Source organism: Myxococcales bacterium (assembly GCA_016712525.1).
Taxonomy (GTDB): domain Bacteria; phylum Myxococcota_A; class Polyangia; order Polyangiales; family Polyangiaceae; genus JAAFHV01.
This window is the reverse complement of sequence record JADJQX010000007.1, coordinates 2,179,537-2,202,658: the sequence shown is the minus strand read 5'-3', so window position 1 is coordinate 2,202,658 and position 23,122 is coordinate 2,179,537. Positions and strand designations below refer to the sequence as shown.

The following is a 23,122-nucleotide window of genomic DNA, read 5'->3' as shown; positions in this document are numbered from 1 at the left end:
TTCAGGTGAGGAGCTCGAACAGCTCGACGGGCTCGCGTTTTCCGCGGAGCGGGTGGGGGCCGAGGGCGCGCAGCTCGTAGGTGTCGCCCGCGGCCTTGGCGACGTCGCCGGTGACGAGCGTCTGGCCTGCCTGCGCGACGCTCTCGAGCCTGGCGGCCGTGTTCACGGTGTCGCCGATCGCCGTGAACTCCATGCGGGTCTCGCTGCCGAGGTTCCCCACGAGCGCCTCGCCCGACGACACCCCGATGCCGAGCTTCACGTCGAACTCGAAGCGCTTCTTCCACTCGGCGGCCTGGGTCTCGACGAACCTGTGCATGTCCTCGGCCGCGGCGAGGGCACGTGCGGCGTGGGTCGCGCGGGCGGGGTCGCCCTCGGCCTCGGTCGCGCCGAATACGGCCATGATGCAGTCGCCCATGAACTTGTCGACCATGCCGCCGTGCCGGAACACGACCTCGGTCAAGATCGAGAACACCTCGTTCAGGAAGCCCACCACGGCCTCGGGCGAAGAGCGCTCCGCGAACGACGTGAACGACGCGATGTCGGCGAAGAGCACGGTGACGGGGCGCCGCTCCCCTCCGAGGCCGAGCGTGCGCGTGCCCTCGGCGATCGAGCGCGCGATCTCGGACGGGAGGTACCGCGAGAGCTGCGCCTCGGTCTCTCGCTTCTTGGCGAGCTCCCTCTCTCCGTCCTCGATCGAGGTCGCCATCTCTCCGAGCGCGCCCGCGAGCTCCTCGAGCTCGTCGCCCGTGTGTACGTCGGCCCGCGCCGAAAACTCCCTCTGCCCGTAGCGGCGCGCGAGCCTCACGAGCGCCTCGATGGGCCGCGTCGAGCGCGCCGCGAGCCATCCACCCGCGAGCACGGCGACGATGGCCACCGCGAGCACGGCGAGCACGAAGGCGCGCTGGGTGGCGCGGAGCGCGGCCAGGACCTCGCTCTCCGGGCGCTGCACGACGACGAGCCACCGGTGCCGACCGAGGGTCGAGTACGCCCCGCGCATCGCGTCCCCGTTCGGTGCGGCGTACGCTCCCGTGACTCCCTGGAAGGGGACGTCCCACGGGATGGTCGTCGGGTCGAGGTGCGAGAACATGTACTTTCCCCGCAAATCGTCGCCCACCTTGACCCACGCGTTCTCCGGAGCGGCGATCACCGTGAGCTTCTCGTCGAGGAGAAACACGGCGTTGGGGCTTCCGAGCCGCTCGCTCGAGACGGTCCCCACGAGCTCGGAGAGCGCCCCACGAGAGACGAACGCGCGCACGAAGCCGGTATGCTGACCGCCCGGGGCGACGAGGGGCACCGTGTACGAGAGCTCGTCCTTTCCGTCCCGCGGCCGCTCCACGGTCCACACCCCGCCCGCCCGGGTGGCGCTCTCGGCCAGCGCGTCGGTGAGCTTGTCGCGGGGCACGTCGGGCGTGGCTCCGCCCTTCGGCGTTCGCACGATCGCGTCGATGTAGGCGCCTGTCTTGTCGTACACGACGATGTACGCCAGGTGTTCGGTCGCGATGGCCTCGCTCCGCGCGAGCGCGACGAGGTTGTCTCCCGCTTCGCGATCGCGCTCCGACTGGAGCGACGCACCGACGAGGAGGTGGCCCGTGCGCGTCGCGGCGTCCGCCACGTGGCTCACCGTGACCGCGACGGACTTGGTCACCTGGGTGGCCACCGCGCCCTGCAGGGCGTTCTCCGACTCCATGAGGCCGTCGCGTTGGAGGCGCAGCGTGACCGGGCCGAGGGCCACGAGCGGAGCCAGCGCCACGCCCAAGAGGACGAGCGACCACTTCGTTCGAAGCGATAGCCCCCGCGCCGGTTTCGTCATGGCCTGCCCCAAAGCAGATATCGTGCCGACACGGCGCCTCGCTTCAATCTCGTAGGCCGCGGCTCTCGCGCAGGCCGTACCGCTGCACGAGGCGGTGGAGGTTCATTCGGTCCATTTTTGCCTTCCTTGCCGCGCGGCTCACGTTCCCCTGGGCCCAGTCGAGCAGGGCGGTGAGGTACGCGACCTCGAACTCGGCGAGCACCCGCTCCTTCGCGTCCCGGAACGACAAGCTGAGGTCGGGATGCCGCATGTCGGAACGAGAAGTCTCGGAGGGCTCCTCGCCGGACGCGCGCGCCGCGACCGGCACCTCGGTGCTCTGGAGTACGATGGTGCGCTCGACGTAGTTGCGCAGCTCGCGCACGTTGCCGGGCCACGGGTGGGCCGAGAGGTTCTCCAAGAGATCCCTCGTGAAAAGATGCGAGTGCTTCGTCGCGTCGAGGGCGTCGAGGAAGACGTTTACGAGCAGCTCGATGTCCTCGGGCCGCTCGCGCAGCGGAGGGATGCGCAGGGTGACCACCGAGAGGCGGAAGAAGAGGTCCTCGCGGAAGCGCCCTTGGTTCACCTCACGCTCGAGCTGTCGGTTCGTCGCCGCGACGACGCGGACGTCGATCTTCCGCGTCTGGGTCTCGCCGAGCCGCCGCACCTCGCGAGCCTCGAGCGCCCGGAGGAGCTTCGGCTGCATCTCGAGGGGGAGCTCGCCGATCTCGTCCAGGAACACCGTGCCGCCCTGCGCGGCCTCGAACGCGCCCATGCGGTCGCGGTCGGCGCCGGTGAAGGCGCCGCGTACGTGACCGAAGAGCTCCGACTCGATGAGGTTCGGCGAAATCGCGCCGCAGTCGACGACGACGAACGGCTTCCTCGCGCGGCTCGAGCGCTTCACGATCTCGGTCGCCACGAGCTCTTTGCCGGTGCCGCTCTCCCCCTCGATGAGCACGTTCGTGTCGTGGGCAGCTACGCGCTCGAGCATCGCGAAGAGCTTCTGCATCGCAAGCGAGCGCCCGTAGAGCTCACCGAACGTCGGCTGATCGAGCACCTCGACCTGAGCGAGGCTCGCCACCTCGGTCACGCGCACGCGGGAGTCGCCCAGGTCGAACACGGCTTCGGGGGAGGGGAGCTCGGCGTCGTGGAAGCGCACCCCTTGGATGGAGGTCCCGTTGGTCGAGCCGGTGTCGCGGACGCGCCACGCGTTCTTCTCTTTCAGGAGATGAAAGTGGAAGCGTGACACCGAAGGATCGGCGAGCACGAGGTCGTTGCTGGGGTGCGACCCGATCCTCACGCGCTCGCCGTCGACCGTCACGGAGCGCGCCTCGGGGCGGCCTGCCTCACGCTCGACCGTGAGCCGGAGACGCGGAGCGGCGACCGACTTCGCGAACTTGAGCTCGGTGGCGATCTCGGTGGCGAGCTTCGGGGCGGACATGCCGAAATAGAGTAGTCCAGTGTATTCCGTTGCGTGTCGGAATCCGCGGATGGGCGCGACAATATTGCGCGAACGGCATGTGCGACGGGGTGCGCGAGGTCGCGACACCTCAATGCGATGCGCAACGCATGCGTCGATCGCGCAGGTGAGGTCCGCGCGCCTCGGACGATCGGCGGTCCCTCCGTCGCGGAGAATTTGCGGGGCGCGGCGAGCCGTAGCGTCGCGCCCGTGCCCGATCGGCATTCGTACCGAGGGAGGGCGCCGCGCGGCACGGAAGCGGCATGGACTTCGCCCGGATCGCCAACGTAATCTGACCTTCGCCGTGCGCGGCCCCTCCTTGGGCTGCCCGGCTCCTTCGTTCGCCAGGAGCATCCGTTCAATGAGAGCCCGCAGTCTGCTCACAGCTTCCCTTGCCACCCTCGCCCTCACGACCCTCGCCGAGCACGCTCGGGCGCAAGCGGCGGCCCCGCAGGGCTTCGCCGTCAGCCGGTTCGAGCCCTCGGAGCGCGGCAGCGAGTGGTTCGCGCAAGACTCGATGGACTACCGCGGCAAGGTGCGGCCCTCGATCGGGCTCGTCGGCGAGTACGTGTATAGGCCACTCGTCATCTATCGCGAGGACGGCTCCATCCAGAACTCGGTCGTCCGTAACCAGCTGCTCGCGCACCTCGGCGCCAGCGTCGTGCTCTTCGAGCGGCTTCGCCTCGGCGTGAACCTCCCCATCGCCCTCTACAACGACGGCCGCAACGGCCCGTACAAGGGCGTGGGCTACGTGGCCCCGCAGAACGAGCAGGGCATCGGCGACCTGCGTTTCGCCCTGGATTTGCGCCTCTTCGGCGAGTCCGACGGGGCCATCCGCCTCGGCATCGGCTCGCGCTTCTGGCTCCCGACTGGCAGCCAGTCCGACTACCTCGGGGACGGCTCGGCTCGTATCGCGCCCCACATCAACGTGGCAGGTGACATCGGCTCGGCGTCGAGCGCGTTTGCGTACTCGGCCCGTCTCGGCACCAACATCCGCCTCCGCGATCAGCCCTTCGCCGACGCCGCGGTCGGCAGCGAGATGTTCCTCGGTCTCGCCGCCGGCGCCCACGTGCTCGACCGCAAGCTCATGATCGGCCCCGAGCTCAACATGTGGACGACGCTCGGCTCGAACCCCGACGGCACCGCCTCGGCGTTCGGGCGCAAGAGCACGCCCGTCGAGATCCTCGGCGGGGTCCACTACACGGCCGGCCCCGTGCGCTTCGGTGGAGGCATCGGCACGGGCCTCACCCGCGGCTTCGGCTCGCCTCAGGCGCGTGTCCTCCTGAACGTGGAGTACCAGCCCGAGGTCCAGGTCAACGGCGACCGCGACGGCGACGGCATCCTCGACAAGGACGACGCGTGCCCCGACGTGAAGGGCGTGCGCAGCGACGATCCCTCGCAGAACGGCTGCCCCCCGGCGGCTCCCAAAGACACGGACGGCGACGGCATCCTCGATCAAGACGACGCGTGCGTCGACGTGCCCGGCATCAAGACCGACGACCCGAAGACGAACGGCTGCCCGTCGGACAAGGACAAGGACGGCATCTGGGACAAGGACGACGCCTGCATCGACGTGCCCGGCGTCCGTCAGCAGGATCCGGCCAAGAACGGCTGCCCGGCCGACAGCGACGGGGACGGCATCGTCGACGCCGACGACGCGTGCCCCGACAAGCCCGGCATCAAGACGGGCGACGCGGCGACGAACGGCTGCCCGGATCCGGATCGCGACAAGGACGGGGTCAAGAACGACGTCGACGCGTGCCCGGACGAGCCCGGCAAGGCCGACCCCGACCCGAAGAAGAACGGCTGCCCCAAGGCGTTCGTCCAGGCGGGCGTCATCAAGATCCTCGACCAGGTCAAGTTCAAGACGGCGAGCGCCCAAATCCTGCCCGGCAAGGACAGCGAAGAGGTCCTCCAGGCCGTGCTCAAGGTGCTGAACGACCACGCGGACATCAAGCACATCAACGTCGAAGGTCACACCGACAACAAGGGCGTGCCGGCGGCGAACAAGAAGCTCAGCGCCGACCGCGCGGCGTCGGTCGTGAAGTGGCTCGTCGCGCACGGCATCGACAAGGCGCGCCTCTCGAGCGCCGGCTACGGCCAGGAGAAGCCGGTCGACTCGAACGAGACCGAGCAGGGGCGCCAAAACAACCGACGCGTGGAATTCCACATCACGGACGAGAAGCCCGCGGACTCGAAGCCCGAGCCCGCGAAGCCTGCCGCGAGCGCGCCCGCGAAGCCCGCGGCTCCCGCGAAGCCTGCGGTGCCTGCGAAGCCCGCGGCTCCTGCGAAGCCCGCGGCTCCCGCGAAGCCCGCGACCCCCGCGCCCAAGAAGTAGGCGCCAAGGTCCCGCGGTCCTGATCGTCGATCGGGACCGTGGGGGCATGTGTGTGCGGAGACGGGGTGCCCGGCTGGGGGTACCCCGTTTCGGTTTTGTGCGCCGCTTCCTCGAAATGCCTTGAGTATCCGCTATTTACGCGCCGAGGCCCCGGGGCCCCGCGCGCAGCGTGCGCAGGCTCTGGGCGACCAGGACGAGGTGCGGGAGCGTGAAGGCGGAGGCGTAGAGCACGAGCGGGAGGCTCGGGCTCCGCGCGAGCAACACGACGAAGAGGGAGGTCGCGAGGGCGCGGGCCACGAGGTCGCCAGGGCCGAGCGTCGCCCGGGTGCGCACGACGACCTGGGCGTACGCGAGCGCCGCCGGGACGACGAGGCCGAGGCTCACGTGGAAGGCGAGCTCGAAGCGAAGGACGTAGCGGAGGAGGCCCCAGTGCGCGGCGAGCAGCAGCGCGTGGGTGGCGAGGGCAGCGAGCGGTGGCGCGAGCAGACGGCGTGCGCCTCGGAGCGACTCGAGCGCGACGACGATCGCGCCCGCGTAGAAGCCCCAGCCCAGGATCCCGATGACCGGGACATGGAAGATGCCGGAGTGTGACCAGTGCCAGAGCCCCGCGTGCACGGCGATGGGCTCGATGAGCGCCGCGTCGAACACCACGATCCCCATGACCATGGCGCCGAGCCTGAGGGCCGACGCTCGCGGCGCGATGGCCTTCGCGATCTTGGTCGCCGAGAGCACGACCGCGGGCCAAATGAGGAGCACGACGAGCGGCACACGATCGAGGAAGACGTGCCAGCCCGGAGAATAGGCGTAGTACTCGTAGAGGCGGATGCACGAGTCCTCGCCGAGGAACGCGCCCAACGCGACGAGGCCCGCGTCCCTCAAGGTCGCGCGGCGATCCCCGTCCACGGCGACGAACACCGCGAGCACGACGAGTGAAAAGAGCTCGACGAAGAGCATCGTGCCAGCCATATCGCGGACGGCCGTGCGGGTCGAGGCAACGCGAGCGTCTCGAAAGGGGAGGGCCCGTGCCGCCCCGCGGGCGTCGTGGTAGACGCCGCCTCGCATGAACGAGGCCCTCTCCGCCCTGCGGTTCCACATCGTCGCCATCGCGGCCGCGGCGGCGCTCGTGTTCGGCGCGCTCTTCCGCGAGCACCTCTTCGTCGGCGTTTCGCTCGTTTGCGCCCTCGACTGGTGCCTCGTGAACCTCCTGAACCGTGCGACGGACGTCGAGGAGGACAGGCTCAATGGCATCGTGGCGACCGAGCTCGTGGCCAAGCACGCCACCTTCATCGTCCGCGCGAGCCTCGTCGTGCTCGTCGCGTCGCTCGTGCTCGGGTTCGTCGTCACGACACCCGCGCTCGCCGCTCTCCGGGTGCTCTTCCACGCGCTCGGGCTCGGGTACAGCTTTCGGTACGTGCCGGCGTTCGGCCGCATGCGGGGCCGCGTGGGGGGCCGATTCGTCCGCTTCAAGGACCTCTACGCCCTGAAAAATGGCGTCTCCGCGTTCATGTTCGTGCTCTCGGTCGGGTTCTATCCTCTCCTCGCCGAGGGGCCTCCGCGGGTCATGAGCGGCGCGGCCATCGCCGTGCTCATGGTCTTCTTCTTTCTCTTCGAGCAGAGCTTCGAGGTCCTCTACGATCTACGCGACGTCGAGGGCGACACCGCGGTCTCCGTGCCTACCTACCCCGTCGTACATGGGGTCGACGCGGCCGGTCGCATCGTCGTCGCGTTGTGTCTCGTGCCGATCGTGATCCTCGTGGCCGGGAAAATCACGCGCGTCCTCACGTTCCGCGAGCTGCTCATGGCGGCGGCCCCGATCGCGATGCTCGTCTTCGTGCGCGCGCGTGGCCCATCGAAGGTGAGCCGCGCCGACTGCATCGGTGTCACCTACGCGGGCGCAGCGCTGCTCGTCATCTACCTCGTCGGCACGACGCTCTGGGCTCGCGCCGGTCTCCCGCGCGACCTCTTCTGAGGCCTCGAGGCTTTCGCGCTCAGAAGCCGCGCTGACGGATGCGCCGGACGACCTGGCGATAGAACGCCTTGTGGTCGAACGTCTGCAGGTTCTGGCCGTCGATGTTGAGCTGCCCCACCTCTTTCAGGTGATCGGCGGGGATGCACTGCATGAACGTGCCCCACTTCGCGCTCTCGACCGTGACGAGCCCGTCGTTCACCTTGACCGGGATCCCCTGCTCCAAGATCACGGCGCTCGGCAAGAGGAACGCCTGCGCCGAGTCGAGCTTGGTCGGCTCGTTGGGGTAGATGCCTCCGTCGCACACGCCGAGCCCGGTGCGCAGGTTCGATCGCCCCGCGTAGCTCTCGTAGACGACGCCGGCGTCGTCGCGGTACTTCGGGTTGAAGGTCTCGCGCATGTACTTCTCGCTGATGCCGACGAGCTGCGCGCGGAGGTTCGGGTCGTTCTGGAGATCGTAGGCCGTGCGCTGGAGCACCCTGAGGATCGTGCGCGTCGCGTTGTCGAACGTCTCGGGAGAGACGCTGGCGATGCGGAGCACGATGTCGGCGATGAAGCTCCCGCGATGCGGGGTCGAGATGGTCGTGACCGACGCGATTTTGTCGCCGTAGCCGAGGCCCTCGGGGCTCGCCAGGACCCGCGCGTCGAGGCCCCCTTGGCTGTGCCCCACGAGCGCCACCTTCGCCTTGCCCGTGCGGGCCAAGATGGCGTCGATCTGCGATGCGGCCTCGCGCGCGCGCACCTCGCTCGTCTGGTAGGGCGACACCTCGGTGACGTACACCTCGGTCTCGCCCATCTTGGCGAGGTCGTCCTTGATGCCTGCCCAGTACTCGACGCCGATGGGGCCGACGTTGAGCTCCTGGAAGCCAGCCATGCCGTGCATGAGCACGATCGGGTAGGGGGCTCCGAGCTTGGGTTGCGACGACGTGGGCCCGGAGGGATCGGGCGAATCGACGGAGGGGGGCGCGGGCGCGGGTCGTACCGTCGCGGAGGCCTGGGGCGGCACGGCGTCGGGCGTACCCTCGGGCGGCGTCTCCGAGCCGCAGCCGACGAGCACACAAAGACCAAGGATTTTTCCGAGCCCCGAGAGTCGCATCGCGCAGAGGTCCCCTTCGTGCGGCTTCGGTATACGAGCGCACCTCCGGGACGGTCAACGCGACGCGCAGCGATAGGTACGACCTGGTAGGTGGCATGCGACATGAGGCGACATCCGCTCACGCTGCATCACCGCCCAAGACCGCTGGGTTTTGCCTGACTCCTTGATTCCACGCGCTCGGCGTGACCAAAACCGAGGCCCTCATGCCCACGTTCGCCACCCTCACGTCCGCGTCCGACCCCCGGTTCGAGCCCTTTCGAGACCTCCGCGACCGTGACGCGCGGGGGCGCGACGGTGAGTTCATCGTCGAGGGCGAGGTCGTCTTGCGCGCCGCGCTCGCGGCGAGGCCCGAGCTCGTGAGGGTGGTGCTCTTGCTCGACAAGCGACGCGAGAAGCTCGCCGACGCCCTCGCGCTCCTCCCCGAGACGACGCCGGTCTTGCTCGCCGACGAGGCCACCATGAGCGAGGTCGTGGGTTTCCCGATCCACCGCGGCATCCTCGCGCTCGCCCGGCGCCCGGCGCCCGTGACGGCCCGGGATCTGCTCGGGAGCGTGGGGCCTCGCGCGGTCGTCGTGGGGATCTCCGGGGTGACGAACCACGACAACGTCGGGGGCATCTTTCGAAGCGCCGCGGCGTTCGGCGCGAGCGCCGTCGTGCTCGACCGGGCGTCGTGCGATCCCCTCTACCGCAAGGCGCTGCGGGTCTCGGTGGGCGCGTCCTGCCGCGTGCCGTTCGCGTTCGTGGACAGCGAAGCCGAGCTCGTCGACGCCCTCGTCGACGCAGGCTTCACGCCGTACGCGCTCTCGCCGCGTGGCGCCGAAGACCTCCGGGACGTACGCATCGACGCGCTCCCGGAGCGGGTTGCCCTCGTGTGCGGAGCCGAAGGCCCCGGCCTCTCCGACGTCACGCTCGAGAGGGTGCGTGGCCTTCGCATGACCATGGCCGAAGGCTGGGATTCGCTCAACGTGTCCGTGGCCGCGGGCATCGCCCTCCACGCGATGTCGCGCGCGCCCCTCCGCTCACGAACGACCTAGAAATTGTAGGTCATCGTGTAGCGCTGGCACACGTTCTGGGTCGGCTTCACGCGGAAGTACACGTCGGACGCCTCGTCGATCGTGCCCGTGCAGTTCCAGTCGACCTTGATCTCGCTGGGGGTGCCCGCGCAGCAGCCGTGGAGGCCGATGTCCGAGTCTTTCTTGACGCCCCCGCCGCACGACTTCACGTCGGTCGTGGATCCGTTCGATTTGCACTGGATGAAGACGCAGAACTCGAGCGCCTGGCCGTCGAGCTTGAAGACCCCGTCCTGGCGGCAGAGCGTCTTGTCGGCGAGGGTGACGCGGTACATGTCGGTGTCGGCGATGCCTCGCACGACGCCGTTCACCGTGGCCTTGTTCTTGTCGCAGTCGTCGGTGTTGGCGAGCGCGCGCGCGGTCGGCTCGGTCCCGCCGGGGTCGTTCGCGTCGATGCAGCCCGAGAGGTCGTTGCCTCCGTCGGGTTGGGGACCGACACCCGAGTCCTCGTCGAGCCCTCCCTCGAACGCAGGAGGCAGGGGCGTGGCCGAGTCGCGCGTGGTGCTCGCGTCGCGCCCGGTCTCGGTCACGTCGCCCGCGTCGGGTGTATCGCCGTTGCTCGTGCCACATGCCGAGAGCGAGACCGCGACGGCCACGAACGCACACGCCACGCACCCGAAGGACAGTCGTTTCATGAGGCCTCTTGTTCTCTCGGGCGTAGCCCAACTGGCAAGGAAGACGTTCAGCGATTCAGTTTTTACGAAAAGCTCCGGCCCCGCAACGCGAAAGCCCATGACGGAGAGCGTCAACCACCACGTGGGCGAACGTGAGTGACGCGCTGCTCCTCGGCGAGCGCCTCGCCTACTTGGTCACGATCGTCTTGCAGCCGATGACGACGCGGATCTTGCTGTCGGGGTCGGCTTTCATGTCGGCGCACGCTTGCCCGTTCAGGATGACCTTCGTCGGGTTTTGCGGGTCGTCGTACGACCAGCCGTTCTGCGGGTTCTGCGGGATGGGCGCCTCTTTGCCCTGGCCGTTCGTGTAGAGCACGTTGACCTTGGTCGGGTCGATGGCGCCCGCGCCCTGGGGCTTCTCGAGGGTGAACTCGCACGAGGCGACCTTCTCGCGGATCTGGTTGATCGCCGCGAGGAAGTCGTCGCGGATCTGCGCGGCCGTCTTGGCTCCGGGCGTGACCTGGAAGTGGCAGGGCTTGCCGGTGGTGTTCGTGTCCGACCAGGCGGGGTTGCATCCTGGCTCCGGGGCCCCGCCGGCCTGGGCGGCCTGACCGAGGAAGACCTCGTCGTACTGGTCGACGCGCGCCGTGGGGTTGCCCACGCCGACGACGAACACCGTCGCTCCCGGGGTGCCGTTCTTGGCCTCGTTGATCGCCGCGATCACGTCGGCGTTCGCCTGGGGCTGCGTGAGGTTCGCGGCGTTGGGCACGCCGTCCGTCATCATCACCATCACGTACTTCCCGCCCGGGAGCACGGGCGCTTGCGGCACGTACGACGTCAAGATGGGGCGCTGGCCACGCACGGCCGCCGCGAGCGGGGTGCCCTGCGCCGGATACACGGGCGGGCTGAGGCGGCCCTTCAGCGCCGTCGCCTGCGTCGCGTCGACGAAGCCGATGGCCACGTCGGTCTGGGCGCTCGGCTTCGCGGTGTTGCTCGAGAAGAGATACATGCCGACCGCGAGGCTCGGATCGGGGCGCGCCGCGAGACCGTCGAAGAAGGCCTTGAGCGCGCCGCGCACCGCGATCCACTTCTTTCCCGAGGACTGCGTCGCTTGGTTTGTCAGGTCTTGCCGGGGCGTCGTGGTCTCGGGATCGATCTCCCGCTCTCCGGCGACGTACGCGGTGCCGTCGAAGCCGTCCATGCTGCCCGAGCCGTCGATGACGAGCATCATGTAGACAGGGGTGCGCTTCGCTTCGGCGGTGGCGTTCGCGCAGCCGCCGTCGAGGTCGAACGGGTTCGTTCCGCCGTCGCCTCCGGTGCCCGAGTCGCCGAAGTCGCCCGGGGGCGGGAAGGTGACCGTGCCCGCGTCGAAGCCCGCGTCGAACGCGCTGAGCGGCTCGGACGAGCCACACGCGGGAGCGAGGAACGCCGTGAAGGCGGTGAAAGAAAGAGCGAGGGAAAGGGCAGCCGTCGGCCGAGGACGAATCGCCATGATGGAGAGTTTCGTACCACGCGCGTTCGTGCCGTACCCCTGGAAAAATATGCTGGATCCGCCATGGACCACGCCACGGCGCGAGCGACCAAGCACGCGGCGAGCGCGAGTCTCGACGAGGTCTCGCCGGGGCTTCGAGTGTGGCATCGTCGCGCCATGGCCACCCTCGACGCACGCGACGTGCGCACCCCCTCGGGACCCATCCCCACGAGGGTCTACCTCTCGGACCACGGCGGCGGAGCCACGCTCGTGCTCGCTCCCGGCGCCGGCGCGTCCCAGGCCCATCCGTTCCTCGTCGCGGTGAGCTCGGCCGTGGCCGACGCCGGCGTGCACGTGGTCACCTTCGACTTCGCATACATGGCTGCGGGCAAGAAGCTCCCCGATCGCATGCCCGCGCTCCTCACCACGTACACGGCCGTGCTCGAGGACGTGCGCGAGCGCATGGGCGGCGCGGTCTCGGTCGGTGGAAAGTCGATGGGCGCGCGTGTCGCGGCGCTCGTGCGGGCCGCCGAGCCGGAGCTCGTCGCGTACGTGGCGCTCGGGTACCCGCTCTGTCCGCCCGGGCGCCCTGCCGAGCGCGCTCCCCGCGAGGCCGTGCTCGCGAAGGTGCCGGGGCCAGCGCTCGTCGTCCAGGGCGAGCGCGACGCGTTCGGGGGCAGCGACGTCATCGCCGAGGTGCTCCGCGGGCTCGATCCCGAAGGCTCGCGGTGGTCGCTCGAGGCCGTGCCCGGCGCGGATCATGGGTTCGCGACACCGAAACGCGGGCGGGCCGCGGACGCCGAGCCGGTCGAGCTTCGGATCGGGCGCCATGTGGCGGCGTTCGTTCGCCGGGTGTCCGGCGTGGATGGTGTCTAGAAGTGTATGAAATGAAAGCCTTTTGTGCGCTCTTGCCCGCCTCTTTCACGTTCCCACGTAGGATTCGACCATGACCGAGCGCCAGGTGTCCTTCGACACCCAAGACCCTTTCGTTCGACCGCTCGTCGAGGGCTCGGCTCGTGCCGCGCTCGAGCTGTTCGACGAGCACCCCGGCCCCGCCGGTGTCACCCAGGTCGTGTCCGAGCTCCACGCGTTCGCGGGAGAGATGGCCCGCACGCTCACGTCGCAGGTCGAGGCCGTCCGGAGGCTCCCCATCGCGTGCACGAGCGGCTGCTCGTATTGCTGCCGGGGCACTCCGGTGCTCGTGTCCGCGCCCGAGGCGATCCACCTCGCCGAGCACCTCCGTGCCACACGCACGCCCGACGAGCTCGCCGAGGTCGTCGCCCGCGTCGAGGCCACCTTCGCCCGCGTGAAGGACCTCGACATCGACGCGCGCGCCGAAGAAAAGGTGCCGTGCCCTCTCCTCGACGAGGCCACCGGCGCGTGCACCGTCTACGAAGCCCGCCCCGTGGCGTGCCGCGCCTACAACTCGTGCGACGCGGCCCGCTGCGCCGAGGCGCACGACGCGGGCCTCGCGAGCCCCGTGCTCCCCTCGAACCCTATCCTGTTCCAAGCCACGCACGCCGCCGGCTTCGGGCTCATGCTCGCCTCGCGCCTGCGGGACCGCGAGACCGGGCCGTACGAGCTCGTGAATGCGCTGCGGACCGCCCTCGCCGAACCCGGGGCCGCGGCGGCGTGGCTCGAGGGCCGCCCGGTCTTCTCCCACACGCGCCTCAGCGACGAGGGCGCCATCGCGTACGGCGACTTGATCGATCGCCTCGCCGACGACTTCCGCGGGGGCCGCATGCGCGACACCGAGAAGGCCGCGATCCGTGTCGATCCCGACGCCAAGCGCCGCGACCGCAACCGCCGCAAGGCCCTCTCCAAGAAGCGCTGAGGCCACGTGCGCCCCGTCGACCGCTCACGGTTCCTCGAGCTCACGCGCGCCCTCGTCGCGAAGAGCCGCGTTACGGCCACGGCCACGGCCGCGACCGTCGTCGTCGCCGCGTGCGGCCCCGGTGGTGCCGTCGATGGCGCGCCCGTCGCGATCCCGAAGCAGCCTCTCGCCCCGTCGCGCGCGGTGCCCAAGGTCGCGAGGGCCGCGTCGTCGGGCCTTCCCCGCGGTGAGGTTCCTCCCGCGCCCACCGACGAGGGCGACGACGAGCCCGACGACGACATGCCCGACACGTGCGGCGAGGTCGACACCCGCAACGTCGCTCGGCCGCAGGGCGCCTGCAACGACGCGACCCCCGTCGCGGTCGTGTGCAGCGGATGCGCCAAGGTAGGGTTCGGTGCGACCAAGTGCGCCTCGCTCTCCAAGGCCCTCAAGCCCAAAGTCGCCAAGGCTGCCGCCGACTGCATCGCCCGGCTGCCCCCGTCGTGCGATCCGTGCGCCATCTACGCCTGTGGAGACCGAGCCATGAAAGCCTCGTGCCCCGACCCTTCGGCCGACGCCGAGTGCCGCGCGCTCCAACGCTCGTGCCCTTCGCTCTCCCTCGACGTGTGCTCGAGGTACGTCTCGGCGCTCGTGCCCGCAGCACGCGCGCGCTTCAAGACGTGCATGACGGGTTGCAGCCTCTACTCCTGCGCGGAGGGCCTATGAGCCGCCCCCCGATCGACGGCGCCACCGTTCTCCTCACGGGTGCGTCGTCGGGCATCGGCCTCGAGCTCGCGAAGCTCTTCGCCGCGCGCGCCAAGGTGCTCGTCCTCGTGGCGCGCCGGAAGGACCGCCTCGCCGCGCTGAAGGCCGAGCTCGAAGGCGCGCACCCCTCGCTCGTCGTCCGCGTGGAGCCGTGTGATCTCGGTGTGCCCGACGAGGCGACCGCGCTGGTCGCGCGCCTCGAGCAGGACGGCGTCCACACCGACGTGCTCGTGAACAACGCCGGGATCGGCGTGATGGGCATGTTCGACAAAGCGGACCTCGGGCGGCTCCGCGCGATGATCGATCTCAACGTGACGAGCCTGGTCGCGCTGACCCACGCGTGCGTGCGTGGCATGGTCGAGCGCGGTCGTGGGGGCATCCTCAACGTGAGCTCGGGGGCGGGCCTCACCTTGATGCCGGGCTTCGCGGCCTACGTCGGCTCGAAACATTTCGTCACGGGTTTCTCCGAGGCCCTGCGGTGCGATCTCTCGGGCACCGGTGTGACCGTGACGCAGGTGTGCCCAGGCCCGGTCGCCACCGAGTTCGAAGAGACCGCAGGCAATTTCACGGGCATGAAGGTGCCGGGCTTCATCGAGATCTCGGCGGCCCACTGCGCGCGGTCCGCGTTCTCGGGCTTCGCGCGCGGTCGGGCCATCGTGCTGCCCGGCTTCGTCATGAGCGTGCTCCTCTCGCTCTCGGCGTGGACGCCGCGCTGGCTCGTGCGCGCGTACACGGCGTTCGGCGCGCGCCTCCTCCGGGAGAAAGAGGTCGCGAAGCGCGCTTCGCCCTGAGCGCGAGCGGAAGCCGCGACGCCCTGGGAGGGAGAGAGCCTGGGACGGGGCGTCGGGCTCCGAGGGAGGCTCGTTTCTTTCGCGTTCGTCAGGCCCGTGCCTTTACTTCTCGCCCCCGCACGCCCACATTGGCACCGTGCTCACGTTCCGCTTCGGCAAAATCCCCGTCCAGGTGCACGGCTCGTTCTTCTTGACGATGCTGCTCTTCAGCGCCGGAAACCTGCGAAATCCCGGCCTCGTCGTCGGTTGGATCGTCGCGGCGTTCGTCGGTGTGCTGATGCACGAGCTCGGCCACGCGTACGCAGGGCGCCTCTTCGGCCTCTCTCCGGCGATCCAGCTCCACGGCATGGGCGGGTTGACGACGTGGATCGCCGGCAAACGGATCTCTCCGGCCAAACAAATCGTGGTGAGCCTCGCGGGCCCCCTCGTGGGCATCGCGGTCGGCCTCCCGCTCCTTCTCCTCGCTCCCAAGCTCTCCCTCAGCCCCATGCAGGCCGCCCTGCTCGACGGGGTCATCTTCGTGAACCTCGGGTGGGGCATCTTGAACCTCCTCCCGATCCTCCCGCTCGACGGCGGCAACATCATGGCGTCGCTCTTCGTCATCGTGTCGCCCAAGAGAGGCGAGGCGGCGGCGCGCTTCGTCTCGATCGGCGTCGGTGTCGCCGTGGGCGCGTTCGCGCTCTACTCCGGGGTCCTCTTCGGAGGGATCCTCGCCCTCCTCTACGCCGTCCGCAATTTCCAGGCGCTCCGGGCCGGCCGAAAGGCCGAGGTCGACGAGGTCCCGCTCGCGGCCGCCATGGCCGAGGCCTACGCGGCGCTCGAGCGCCAAGACGGCGCGACCGCCATCCGCATCGCGGAGCCGATCCTCCTCCAGACCTCGTCGGACGAGCTCAAGGTCACGGCCATCCGCGTCCTCGCCTACGCCCGTATGCTCGAGGGGCAGTGGGGCCACGTCATGGCGATCCTCGAGCGGTTCTCGCCCGTCATCGGGGCCGAGGACCTCGGCAAGTTCGAACGCACGGCCGAAGAGCTCGGCCGAGCCGAGGACGCCCGCCGCATCCGGCAGCTCCGTTTGGTCGAAGAGGGCGGAGTGCCGGCCTGAGCGCTCGCGGGCGGCGCAGCGGTCGTTCCGTTAGTACTGGAATTTCGCAACCCCGCGAAGGAAAAGGGGAAGCAAGGCGTGCACGCCCGAAGGATTGAGGAAGAATCTTAGGGCGACCCCGTATACGTCCGAGGAACGCGCCTCATGACCTCCCGCACCTCACGCCCCGAAGATCTCCTCGTGCCGAGCGCGGCCTCGTCGCGTGAGCTCGGCGAGGAGGAGTCGGGTGTTCGTGCGAGGAGCGCCGAGAGCCGCGCCGCCGAGAGCCGTGCGCTCGCCGCGCAGCTCGAACGCGAGACCCGCGCGCTCGTGCAGGGGCTCGAAGGGGTGCGGTTCGCGTTCAACGGGCGCTCGGGTGCCGCCGTGCGTGCCCTGAAGGGCCGCGCGCAAGCTCTCGCGCACGTCCGCGACGGCCTCCTCCAAGTCCTCGGCGCGTCGGCGTCGGCTCCTCGGCTCTTCCGGGACGGGAGCGCGTTCGTCGACTACCTGCGAGGGGTCGTAGCCTGGGCGCACGCCACGCTCGAGGCCATCGGCGAGAACGCGCGCGCGCTCGGTCCCGGGGTCACCCACGAGCTCCCGAAGGACCTCACGCTGCGCGTGGAGCTGGCGAAGGGCCTCCACTTCGACGACCTCGTCGCCGAGGTCGAGGACGAGCTTCGCCGCGCCGGCCAGTACGATCCCGAGATTGACGCGGTGCGTTCGGCCATGGCGCGCCTCGTCGCGGTCGCGCGTGCGCTCGAAGCGTACACCTGAGGCCGGCATTTCGGCTTGTCGTGCCGAGCCGCTCCCATAGGCTGTCGGGCATGGTCAAAAAGCGTGTGTTCGAGGTGCTCGCCGAGACGGTCAAGCGGCATGGGGCGCGTACCGCCCTCAAGGTCAAACGTGGCGGCGCGTGGCGCGCGACGAGCTGGGAAGGGTACCTCGCGAACGTGCGACGCGCGGCGCGTGCGCTCATGGCCCTCGGCCTCGAGAAGGGCGAGTCGGTCGTGCTCATCGGCTTCAACTCACCCGAGTGGGTCACGGCGAACGTCGGCGCCATCTTCGCCGGGGGCGTGCCCGCGGGCATCTACACGACGAACAGCCCGGCTCAGTGCCGGTACATCGCGGCCCACTCCGGGGCGCGGGTCGCCTTCACCGAGAACGACGCGCAGTCGAAGAAGTTCCTCGAGGTGCGCTCCGAGCTGCCGAAGCTCGTGGCCATCGTGCAGATGAACGAGCCGCCCACCTCCGAGGGCGTGCTCTCGTGGGACGAGTTCCTCGCCAAGGGCGACACGGTGACCGACGCCGCGCTCTCCGCTCGCATGGAGGAGCAGTCTCCCGACGACGTCTGCACGCTCATCTACACCTCGGGCACCACGGGCGACCCGAAGGCCGTCATGCTGTCGCACGACAACTGCACGTGGACCGCGAACACCCTCGTCGAGACGCTTCGGTTCGGCTCGGACGACGTGAGCCTCAGCTACCTCCCGCTGAGCCACGTGGCCGAGCAGATGCTGACGGTGCACGGGCCGATGCGCATGGGCTCGACCGTGTACTTCGGCGAGAGCCTCGAGGCCCTCGGCGAGAACCTGAAGGAGGTCCGCCCCACGTTCTTCCTCGGGGTGCCCCGGGTCTGGGAGAAGATGCAAGCCAAGATGGTCGCCGCCGGCGCGAACGCCCCGCCCGCGCGGAAGAAGCTCGCCGCGTGGGCGCGCGGGATCGGTCTCGCGTCCGGGTACGCCGATCAACGCGGCGAGAAGCGCCCCTTCTGGTACCCGGTCGCGAAGAAGCTCGTGTTCGACACGGTGCGGGAGCGCCTCGGCATGGACCGACTCCGCGTGGCCGTCACGGGGGCCGCGCCGATCTCGAAGGACACGCTCGAGTTCTTCTTGAGCCTCGGCATCCCTCTGCTCGAGGTGTACGGCATGAGCGAGTGCACGGGGCCCGCGTCGTTCTCGGCGCCCGACGCGTACCGCACCGGCAAGGCGGGCCGCGTGGTGCCCGGCACCGAGCTCAAGATCGCCGCCGACGGCGAGATTTGTTACCGGGGTCGGCACGTGTTCAAGGGCTACCTCCACGACGCGGAGGCGACCGCGAACGCCATCGACGCCGACGGGTGGCTCCACTCGGGGGACATCGGCACGGTCGACCGCGAGGGGTACGTGCAGATCACGGACCGCAAGAAGGATCTGCTCATCACCGCGGGCGGAGAGAACATCGCCCCGCAGGTCATCGAGGGGGCGCTCAAGGCGCTCCCCGTCGTGGGTCAGGCCGTGGTGATCGGCGACCGCCAGAAGTTCCTCGCGGCGCTCGTCACGCTCGATCCCGAGCGCATCGCGCGCGAGTGCGAAGAGTGCGGGAGCTCCGCGCGCGACGTGCCCACGGCGGCCAAGGACCCGGTGTTCTTCGCGCACCTCGAGCGCCAGATCGCGACGGTGAACGCTTCCCTCGCGCGCGTCCAAACCATCAAGAAATTCGCCATCTTACCGCACGACTTCTCGATCGAGGGCGGCGAGCTCACGCCCACGATGAAGATCAAACGCAAGGTCGTGAACGAGAAGTACAAAGGCGAGATCGAGGCGCTCTACGCCGGCGCCGACTGAGCGCGAGCGCCTCGGGTAGGAAGAGGTCCGGCGACCTTTGGTCTTTGGGCCTCGCGCGTGTTTCGCTTCGAAAACGGTGCGCCCCACGGAGGTCTCCTCCGCGGGGCGTCGTCGTTCGTAGGAGGTGGCTCTCAGCGCGCGCAGGGCTCGGTGTAGCGGCCCACCCACACGCCCTTCGCGTCGGTCTTGTCGTAGCCGTCGCTGTAGAAGCCCCGGAGGCCGCCGCCCTCGTTGGTCTGGCGATTTCCCCACGCGCCCTGGAGCGCGCCGTCCCCGTAGGTGCCCCCGAAGAGGCCGCGGTGGGCGCCCTCGTTGGCGATGAACTTACCGAAGAAGACATTCTTGTCCTTGGCCTTCGCGTAGCCCCAGATGCCCTTCGCGCGCCCGATGCGCTGGCCCGAGTCGTCGAGGACGGAGGCCTTCAGCTTGCCTACGCCGGGCGCGAGCTTCGACCAGTGGCCGAGCACGAAGCCGTTCGTACACCCGGGCGCGTCCGGGTAGCCGATCCACGCGAGCCCGTTGCGCCCGTCGCCGAGCGGCGCCACACCGCCAGCGTCCCGCGCGAGCGTCGAGAGATCGATGTCCGTCGTGAGCGCGTTCGTGCGCACGTGCAGCGTCATGGCGTTCTGCGGCACGGCGATGCGGAGCAAGAGCCCATCGACCGCGGGGTACGTGCGCGACGTGAAGGACACGACCTTCGGATCGGTGCGGGTCGCGACCGCGTCTTTGTCGTCGAACTTGAGCGTCCGCGAGACACCGACGACGCCGGCGTCCACCGACACCGTGCCCGACCAATCGATCTTCTGCGGGATGGTCTGCGCCTCGGCCGCGTCTTGGGCCTTCGGGAGGTGCCCCCAGACGAGCATGAGCCGGAACGTGCGCGCGGCCGCAGGAGGCGCCGGGAGCGCACCCGCGGGGTCGGCGAAGCGCTCTTCGAAGTCCGCGAGGCCCGACACGTCGGGATCGGCGAAATCGGGGGCCTCGTCGCCCGTGCCGAGGCCACCGTCCCGCGCGAGGGCCGCTTGGATCTCGGCGACCTCGTCCTGATCGGGCTCCGGGGGCGTCGTCTCGGAGGTGCAGCCGGCGAGACCGGTAGCCGAGACGGTGACGAGCGCAGCGACGATGGCGAGACGGTTCATGAGGGCTCCTTCCGAGGGGACGAGGCGGGAAGTGCGAGCGCCGTGCCATCCAAAAAGAGGCAAAAGAACGGCAAATATCGTCCTCGACGCGCCCGCGGAGGGCCCGGGTGCGCGTCCACCCGAACCTCGCCACGTCCACCCCTTCGAGGGCGGTCACCCGTCGACGCGAAGGACCCCGCGGCACAAAAACGCGTACATCTCGTCGACGATGCGGGCCTCGGGGAAGTCGAGCCCTCGCATGACCACCTGGTAAAAGAGCTCTTTCATGGCGCCGAGCGTGAGCACCGCGTAGATGCGCACGTCGCCCGGCGCGACGACGCCGAGGGCCTGCCCGTCGCGGTAGGCCTCTTCGAGGATGGTCGCGAGGGCCTCGTAGAAGCGGAGGAGCTTCTTGTCGAGGTCGGGGTCGAGGCCGACCGCGTCCGAGAGCAGGATCTTGGTCGTCGCGCGGTCCTCGAGCAGGGTCGCGACGATGCCGCGGATGTTCTCCGTGACCTGGAAGGCGACGCTGTTCTGGGCGTGGTCCGGGTCGACGCGGACGAACGCGCGCCCGAGCCTCGCGAAGGCCCCGTCCACGATCTCCTCGAAGACGGCGCGCTTGTCCTCGAAGTAGAGGTAGAACGTGCCGCGCGCGATGCCCGCCGCCGCGACGATGTCGTCGATCTTGGCCGCGTGGTAGCCGCGCTTCGCGAACACGTCGCGCGCGTGCGTCAGGATTTGAGCCCTGCGCTCGGCCTTGTCCATCGGATGAGCCACGCGGCCCTCATACCTGGTCCGAGCGCGGTTGTCTCTCGTCGATGCGGGCCTTGGCGCCAAGGTACGACCTCGTGGGATAGGTCGGCGAGGCGCATCGCGTGCCCTATCGTGCTTGCGCGGCCGGCAAAGCAGTGGATAGTGGCCCCATGCGCGCTCTCTCCCGCCGTCGTGTGCTCCTCGGAATGGGTGGTCTCCTCGCCGCGGCCTGCGGCTCTGCACCCGAGACCGTGCCCGAGCCCACGCCGCCGGCACCCACGCCGACGCCCACGACGACGACGCCCCCGCAGCCCGCCGACGCCGGCCCGGCCGACGCGTCCAAGCCCGACGCGAAGGAGCCGCAGATCTCGCCCGAGGAGCTGCTCTCGACGGTCGACGCGATCGTCGTGCTCATGATGGAGAACCGGAGCTTCGATCACTTCCTCGGTGCCCTCAAGAGCGACGCCACCTACGTGAACAAGGCGACGGTCGAGGGCCTCTCGGGGACCGAGTCGAACGCGACGGCGAGCGGCGTGAACGTGCCCGTCTTCAAGATGGACAACTTCACCCCCGAGGATCCGCCCCACAGCTTCGAGGCGGTCCACGCGCAGTGGAACAACGGCAAAAACGACGGCTTCGTGAAGGAGCACGCGGGACGGAGCGAGCGTGAGGTCATGGGCTTCCACGACCGCTCCCAGATCCCGTTCTACTACTGGCTCGCCGACAACTTCACCGTCTGCGACAACTGGTTCGCCTCGGTGCTCGGCCCCACCTGGCCGAACCGCTACTACCTCCACGCGGCGACGAGCGACGGCAAGAAGGGCAACACGCCCTTCGTCACCGGCGGCCCCGACACGATCTGGGAGAAGCTCCGCTCCGCCGGGAAGTCGTACAAGAACTACACGGCGAGCGTCGTCGCTTGGTACACGGGCGGCTTCGTCGGGAAGCTTTTGTCGCTGAATCCCGTGAAGCAAATGTCGGAGTTTTTCGCCGACTGCCGCAACGGGACCTTGCCGAACTTCAGCATCATCGACCCCGACTTCACCTCGAACGACGATCACCCGTCGCACGACATTCGGCAGGGGCAGGCGTTCGTCGCCAGCGTGTACAAGGCGCTCGCCGAGAGCCCGCAGTGGAAGCGCGTCCTCTTCGTCATCACGTACGACGAGCATGGCGGCTTCTTCGATCACGTCCCGCCGCCGAAGACGGTCGACCAGCTCGCCGAGTTCCAGCAGCTCGGCATTCGTGTGCCCGCGTTCGTCATCGGCCCCACGGTGCGCCGCGGCCACGTCGAGAAGGGCGTGCTCGAGCACGTGTCGGTGCTCTCCACCGTGAAGACGCGCTTCGGGGTGACGCCGCTGAACCAGCGCATGGCCCAGACGCGCGACCTCTCGTCGTGCATCGACCCGGCGTTCTACAAGAACCCGCAGCCGCCGCCCCCGAACCCGCCCAAGGTGACCGTCGGGCGCGTGCCGACGGGCATCGGGGTGTCGAGCCAGCCGGACCTCGAGCGCATGGTGGCCGACGGGACCATCCCGGACTGGGCCATCGTGGATCGCCGCTCCGCGAAGGTGCGCTACCAGGCCTTCCTCGACGAGGCGGTCCGCGTCGGCGCGGTGCGCGTCGAGTAGTCGCGAAGCCGAGGCGGATCGCTCCGAGCGGCGCACGGGCGCGTCGCGTATGACCGAGGCATGACAGTCCCGGCGACGTGTGCGGCTCAGAATGCACCGTATGACGGTGCGTCGTGGAGTGGGGTATTGGCTCGGTCGTGCGTGGCTCGCGGCGTTCGGATGGAAGGTCGAAGGCGGCCCTCCCGCGGTGAAGAAGGCCGTGGTCGTGGCCGCCCCGCACACCTCCGCGTGGGACTTTCCGTTCACCCTGGCGACGGGCGCCGTGCTCGGCCTCGAGATGTCGTGGCTCGGCAAAGAGAGCCTCTTCCGCGGGCGGCTGCGCGGCGCGGTGATGCGCTGGCTCGGAGGCATTCCGGTCGATCGCGCGAAGCGGTCCGACGTGGTCGGGCACGTGGTCGACCTCATGAACGAGCGTGAGTCGCTCCACCTCGTCTTGGCGCCCGAGGGCACCCGCGGCAAAGCCGATCGCTGGAAGACCGGTTTTTACCACATGGCCCAAGGCGCCGACGTGCCCATCGTGCTCGGCTACCTCGACTACGCGCGGAAGCGCGCCGGCCTCGGGGAGCTCTTCTTCCCCACGGGCGACATCCACAGCGACATGCGCAAGATCCGTGCATTCTACAAGAACGTGACGCCCAAGCACCCCGAGCTCGTGGGCGACGTGTCCCTCGGCACCGAGCCCACGTTGGGCCCTGGCCTCTTCGGTCAGAGCCCGCGGTGGGGCACCGCGTAGGCGGCGTCACGTCCACTCTCTCGAAGCGCGGTCC

General features: G+C 69.5%; 20 protein-coding genes. 12 read left to right on the top strand and 8 right to left on the bottom strand.

Going from position 1 to position 23,122, the window contains the following annotated elements; genetic code table 11:
* Position 1: 1 nt before the first annotated feature.
* Positions 2 to 1,810: a HAMP domain-containing protein gene (locus IPK71_26365; protein MBK8217265.1), complete on the bottom strand. Its 1,809-nt coding sequence runs from the start codon at positions 1,808 to 1,810 to the stop codon at positions 2 to 4.
* 43 nt (positions 1,811 to 1,853) lie between these two features.
* Positions 1,854 to 3,227, bottom strand: coding sequence for a sigma 54-dependent Fis family transcriptional regulator (locus tag IPK71_26360; protein ID MBK8217264.1), 1,374 nt, complete (start codon positions 3,225 to 3,227; stop codon positions 1,854 to 1,856).
* A 379-nt stretch (positions 3,228 to 3,606) separates the two neighbouring features.
* Here IPK71_26360 and IPK71_26355 point away from each other — a divergent pair, with 379 nt between their 5' ends.
* Entirely contained in the window at positions 3,607 to 5,583 is a 1,977-nt protein-coding gene (locus IPK71_26355; protein ID MBK8217263.1) for an OmpA family protein, read from the top strand.
* A 135-nt stretch (positions 5,584 to 5,718) separates the two neighbouring features.
* On the opposite strand, the gene IPK71_26350 is transcribed toward IPK71_26355, so the two are convergent.
* Complete coding sequence (locus IPK71_26350; protein MBK8217262.1) at positions 5,719 to 6,537, bottom strand: carotenoid biosynthesis protein; 819 nt, start codon at positions 6,535 to 6,537, stop codon at positions 5,719 to 5,721.
* A 106-nt stretch (positions 6,538 to 6,643) separates the two neighbouring features.
* Here IPK71_26350 and IPK71_26345 point away from each other — a divergent pair, with 106 nt between their 5' ends.
* On the top strand, positions 6,644 to 7,552 hold the full coding sequence (locus IPK71_26345; protein ID MBK8217261.1) for a UbiA family prenyltransferase: 909 nt from the start codon (positions 6,644 to 6,646) through the stop codon (positions 7,550 to 7,552).
* 19 nt (positions 7,553 to 7,571) lie between these two features.
* On the opposite strand, the gene IPK71_26340 is transcribed toward IPK71_26345, so the two are convergent.
* Positions 7,572 to 8,645, bottom strand: a complete 1,074-nt coding sequence (locus IPK71_26340) for an alpha/beta fold hydrolase (protein MBK8217260.1) — start codon at positions 8,643 to 8,645, stop codon at positions 7,572 to 7,574.
* Between the two features lie 203 nt (positions 8,646 to 8,848).
* Here IPK71_26340 and IPK71_26335 point away from each other — a divergent pair, with 203 nt between their 5' ends.
* Entirely contained in the window at positions 8,849 to 9,679 is an 831-nt protein-coding gene (locus tag IPK71_26335) for an RNA methyltransferase (protein MBK8217259.1), read from the top strand.
* On the opposite strand, the gene IPK71_26330 is transcribed toward IPK71_26335, so the two are convergent.
* Together IPK71_26330 and IPK71_26325 are read right to left on the bottom strand one after the other, a co-directional pair.
* Complete coding sequence (locus tag IPK71_26330; protein MBK8217258.1) at positions 9,676 to 10,350, bottom strand: hypothetical protein; 675 nt, start codon at positions 10,348 to 10,350, stop codon at positions 9,676 to 9,678. The two genes, IPK71_26335 and IPK71_26330, sit on opposite strands and share 4 nt — an antisense overlap.
* 166 nt (positions 10,351 to 10,516) lie before the next feature.
* Positions 10,517 to 11,821 (bottom strand): VWA domain-containing protein, encoded by a 1,305-nt coding sequence (locus IPK71_26325; protein ID MBK8217257.1) that lies wholly within the window; start codon positions 11,819 to 11,821, stop codon positions 10,517 to 10,519.
* A 156-nt stretch (positions 11,822 to 11,977) separates the two neighbouring features.
* Here IPK71_26325 and IPK71_26320 point away from each other — a divergent pair, with 156 nt between their 5' ends.
* The 7 genes from IPK71_26320 (at position 11,978) to IPK71_26290 (ending at position 18,853) form a co-directional block, all read left to right on the top strand.
* Positions 11,978 to 12,676: a dienelactone hydrolase family protein gene (locus IPK71_26320; protein MBK8217256.1), complete on the top strand. Its 699-nt coding sequence runs from the start codon at positions 11,978 to 11,980 to the stop codon at positions 12,674 to 12,676.
* A gap of 70 nt (positions 12,677 to 12,746) precedes the next feature.
* Complete coding sequence (locus IPK71_26315; protein ID MBK8217255.1) at positions 12,747 to 13,634, top strand: YkgJ family cysteine cluster protein; 888 nt, start codon at positions 12,747 to 12,749, stop codon at positions 13,632 to 13,634.
* A gap of 6 nt (positions 13,635 to 13,640) precedes the next feature.
* Positions 13,641 to 14,339, top strand: a complete 699-nt coding sequence (locus tag IPK71_26310; protein ID MBK8217254.1) for a hypothetical protein — start codon at positions 13,641 to 13,643, stop codon at positions 14,337 to 14,339.
* Positions 14,336 to 15,169: an SDR family oxidoreductase gene (locus tag IPK71_26305; protein ID MBK8217253.1), complete on the top strand. Its 834-nt coding sequence runs from the start codon at positions 14,336 to 14,338 to the stop codon at positions 15,167 to 15,169. Before IPK71_26310 ends, IPK71_26305 begins: the two co-directional genes overlap by 4 nt.
* Before the next feature lie 136 nt (positions 15,170 to 15,305).
* Entirely contained in the window at positions 15,306 to 16,271 is a 966-nt protein-coding gene (locus IPK71_26300; protein ID MBK8217252.1) for a M50 family metallopeptidase, read from the top strand.
* 144 nt (positions 16,272 to 16,415) lie between these two features.
* On the top strand, positions 16,416 to 17,024 hold the full coding sequence (locus IPK71_26295) for a hypothetical protein (GenBank protein MBK8217251.1): 609 nt from the start codon (positions 16,416 to 16,418) through the stop codon (positions 17,022 to 17,024).
* Between the two features lie 50 nt (positions 17,025 to 17,074).
* Positions 17,075 to 18,853, top strand: a complete 1,779-nt coding sequence (locus IPK71_26290; GenBank protein MBK8217250.1) for an AMP-binding protein — start codon at positions 17,075 to 17,077, stop codon at positions 18,851 to 18,853.
* A 131-nt stretch (positions 18,854 to 18,984) separates the two neighbouring features.
* On the opposite strand, the gene IPK71_26285 is transcribed toward IPK71_26290, so the two are convergent.
* Positions 18,985 to 19,992 (bottom strand): hypothetical protein, encoded by a 1,008-nt coding sequence (locus IPK71_26285; GenBank protein ID MBK8217249.1) that lies wholly within the window; start codon positions 19,990 to 19,992, stop codon positions 18,985 to 18,987.
* 153 nt (positions 19,993 to 20,145) lie between these two features.
* Entirely contained in the window at positions 20,146 to 20,748 is a 603-nt protein-coding gene (locus IPK71_26280; GenBank protein ID MBK8217248.1) for a TetR/AcrR family transcriptional regulator, read from the bottom strand.
* 146 nt (positions 20,749 to 20,894) lie between these two features.
* On the opposite strand from IPK71_26280, the gene IPK71_26275 reads away from it, so the two are divergent.
* Positions 20,895 to 22,355 (top strand): alkaline phosphatase family protein, encoded by a 1,461-nt coding sequence (locus IPK71_26275; GenBank protein MBK8217247.1) that lies wholly within the window; start codon positions 20,895 to 20,897, stop codon positions 22,353 to 22,355.
* 100 nt (positions 22,356 to 22,455) lie between these two features.
* Positions 22,456 to 23,088, top strand: a complete 633-nt coding sequence (locus IPK71_26270) for a 1-acyl-sn-glycerol-3-phosphate acyltransferase (GenBank protein MBK8217246.1) — start codon at positions 22,456 to 22,458, stop codon at positions 23,086 to 23,088.
* Positions 23,089 to 23,122: the final 34 nt, after the last annotated feature.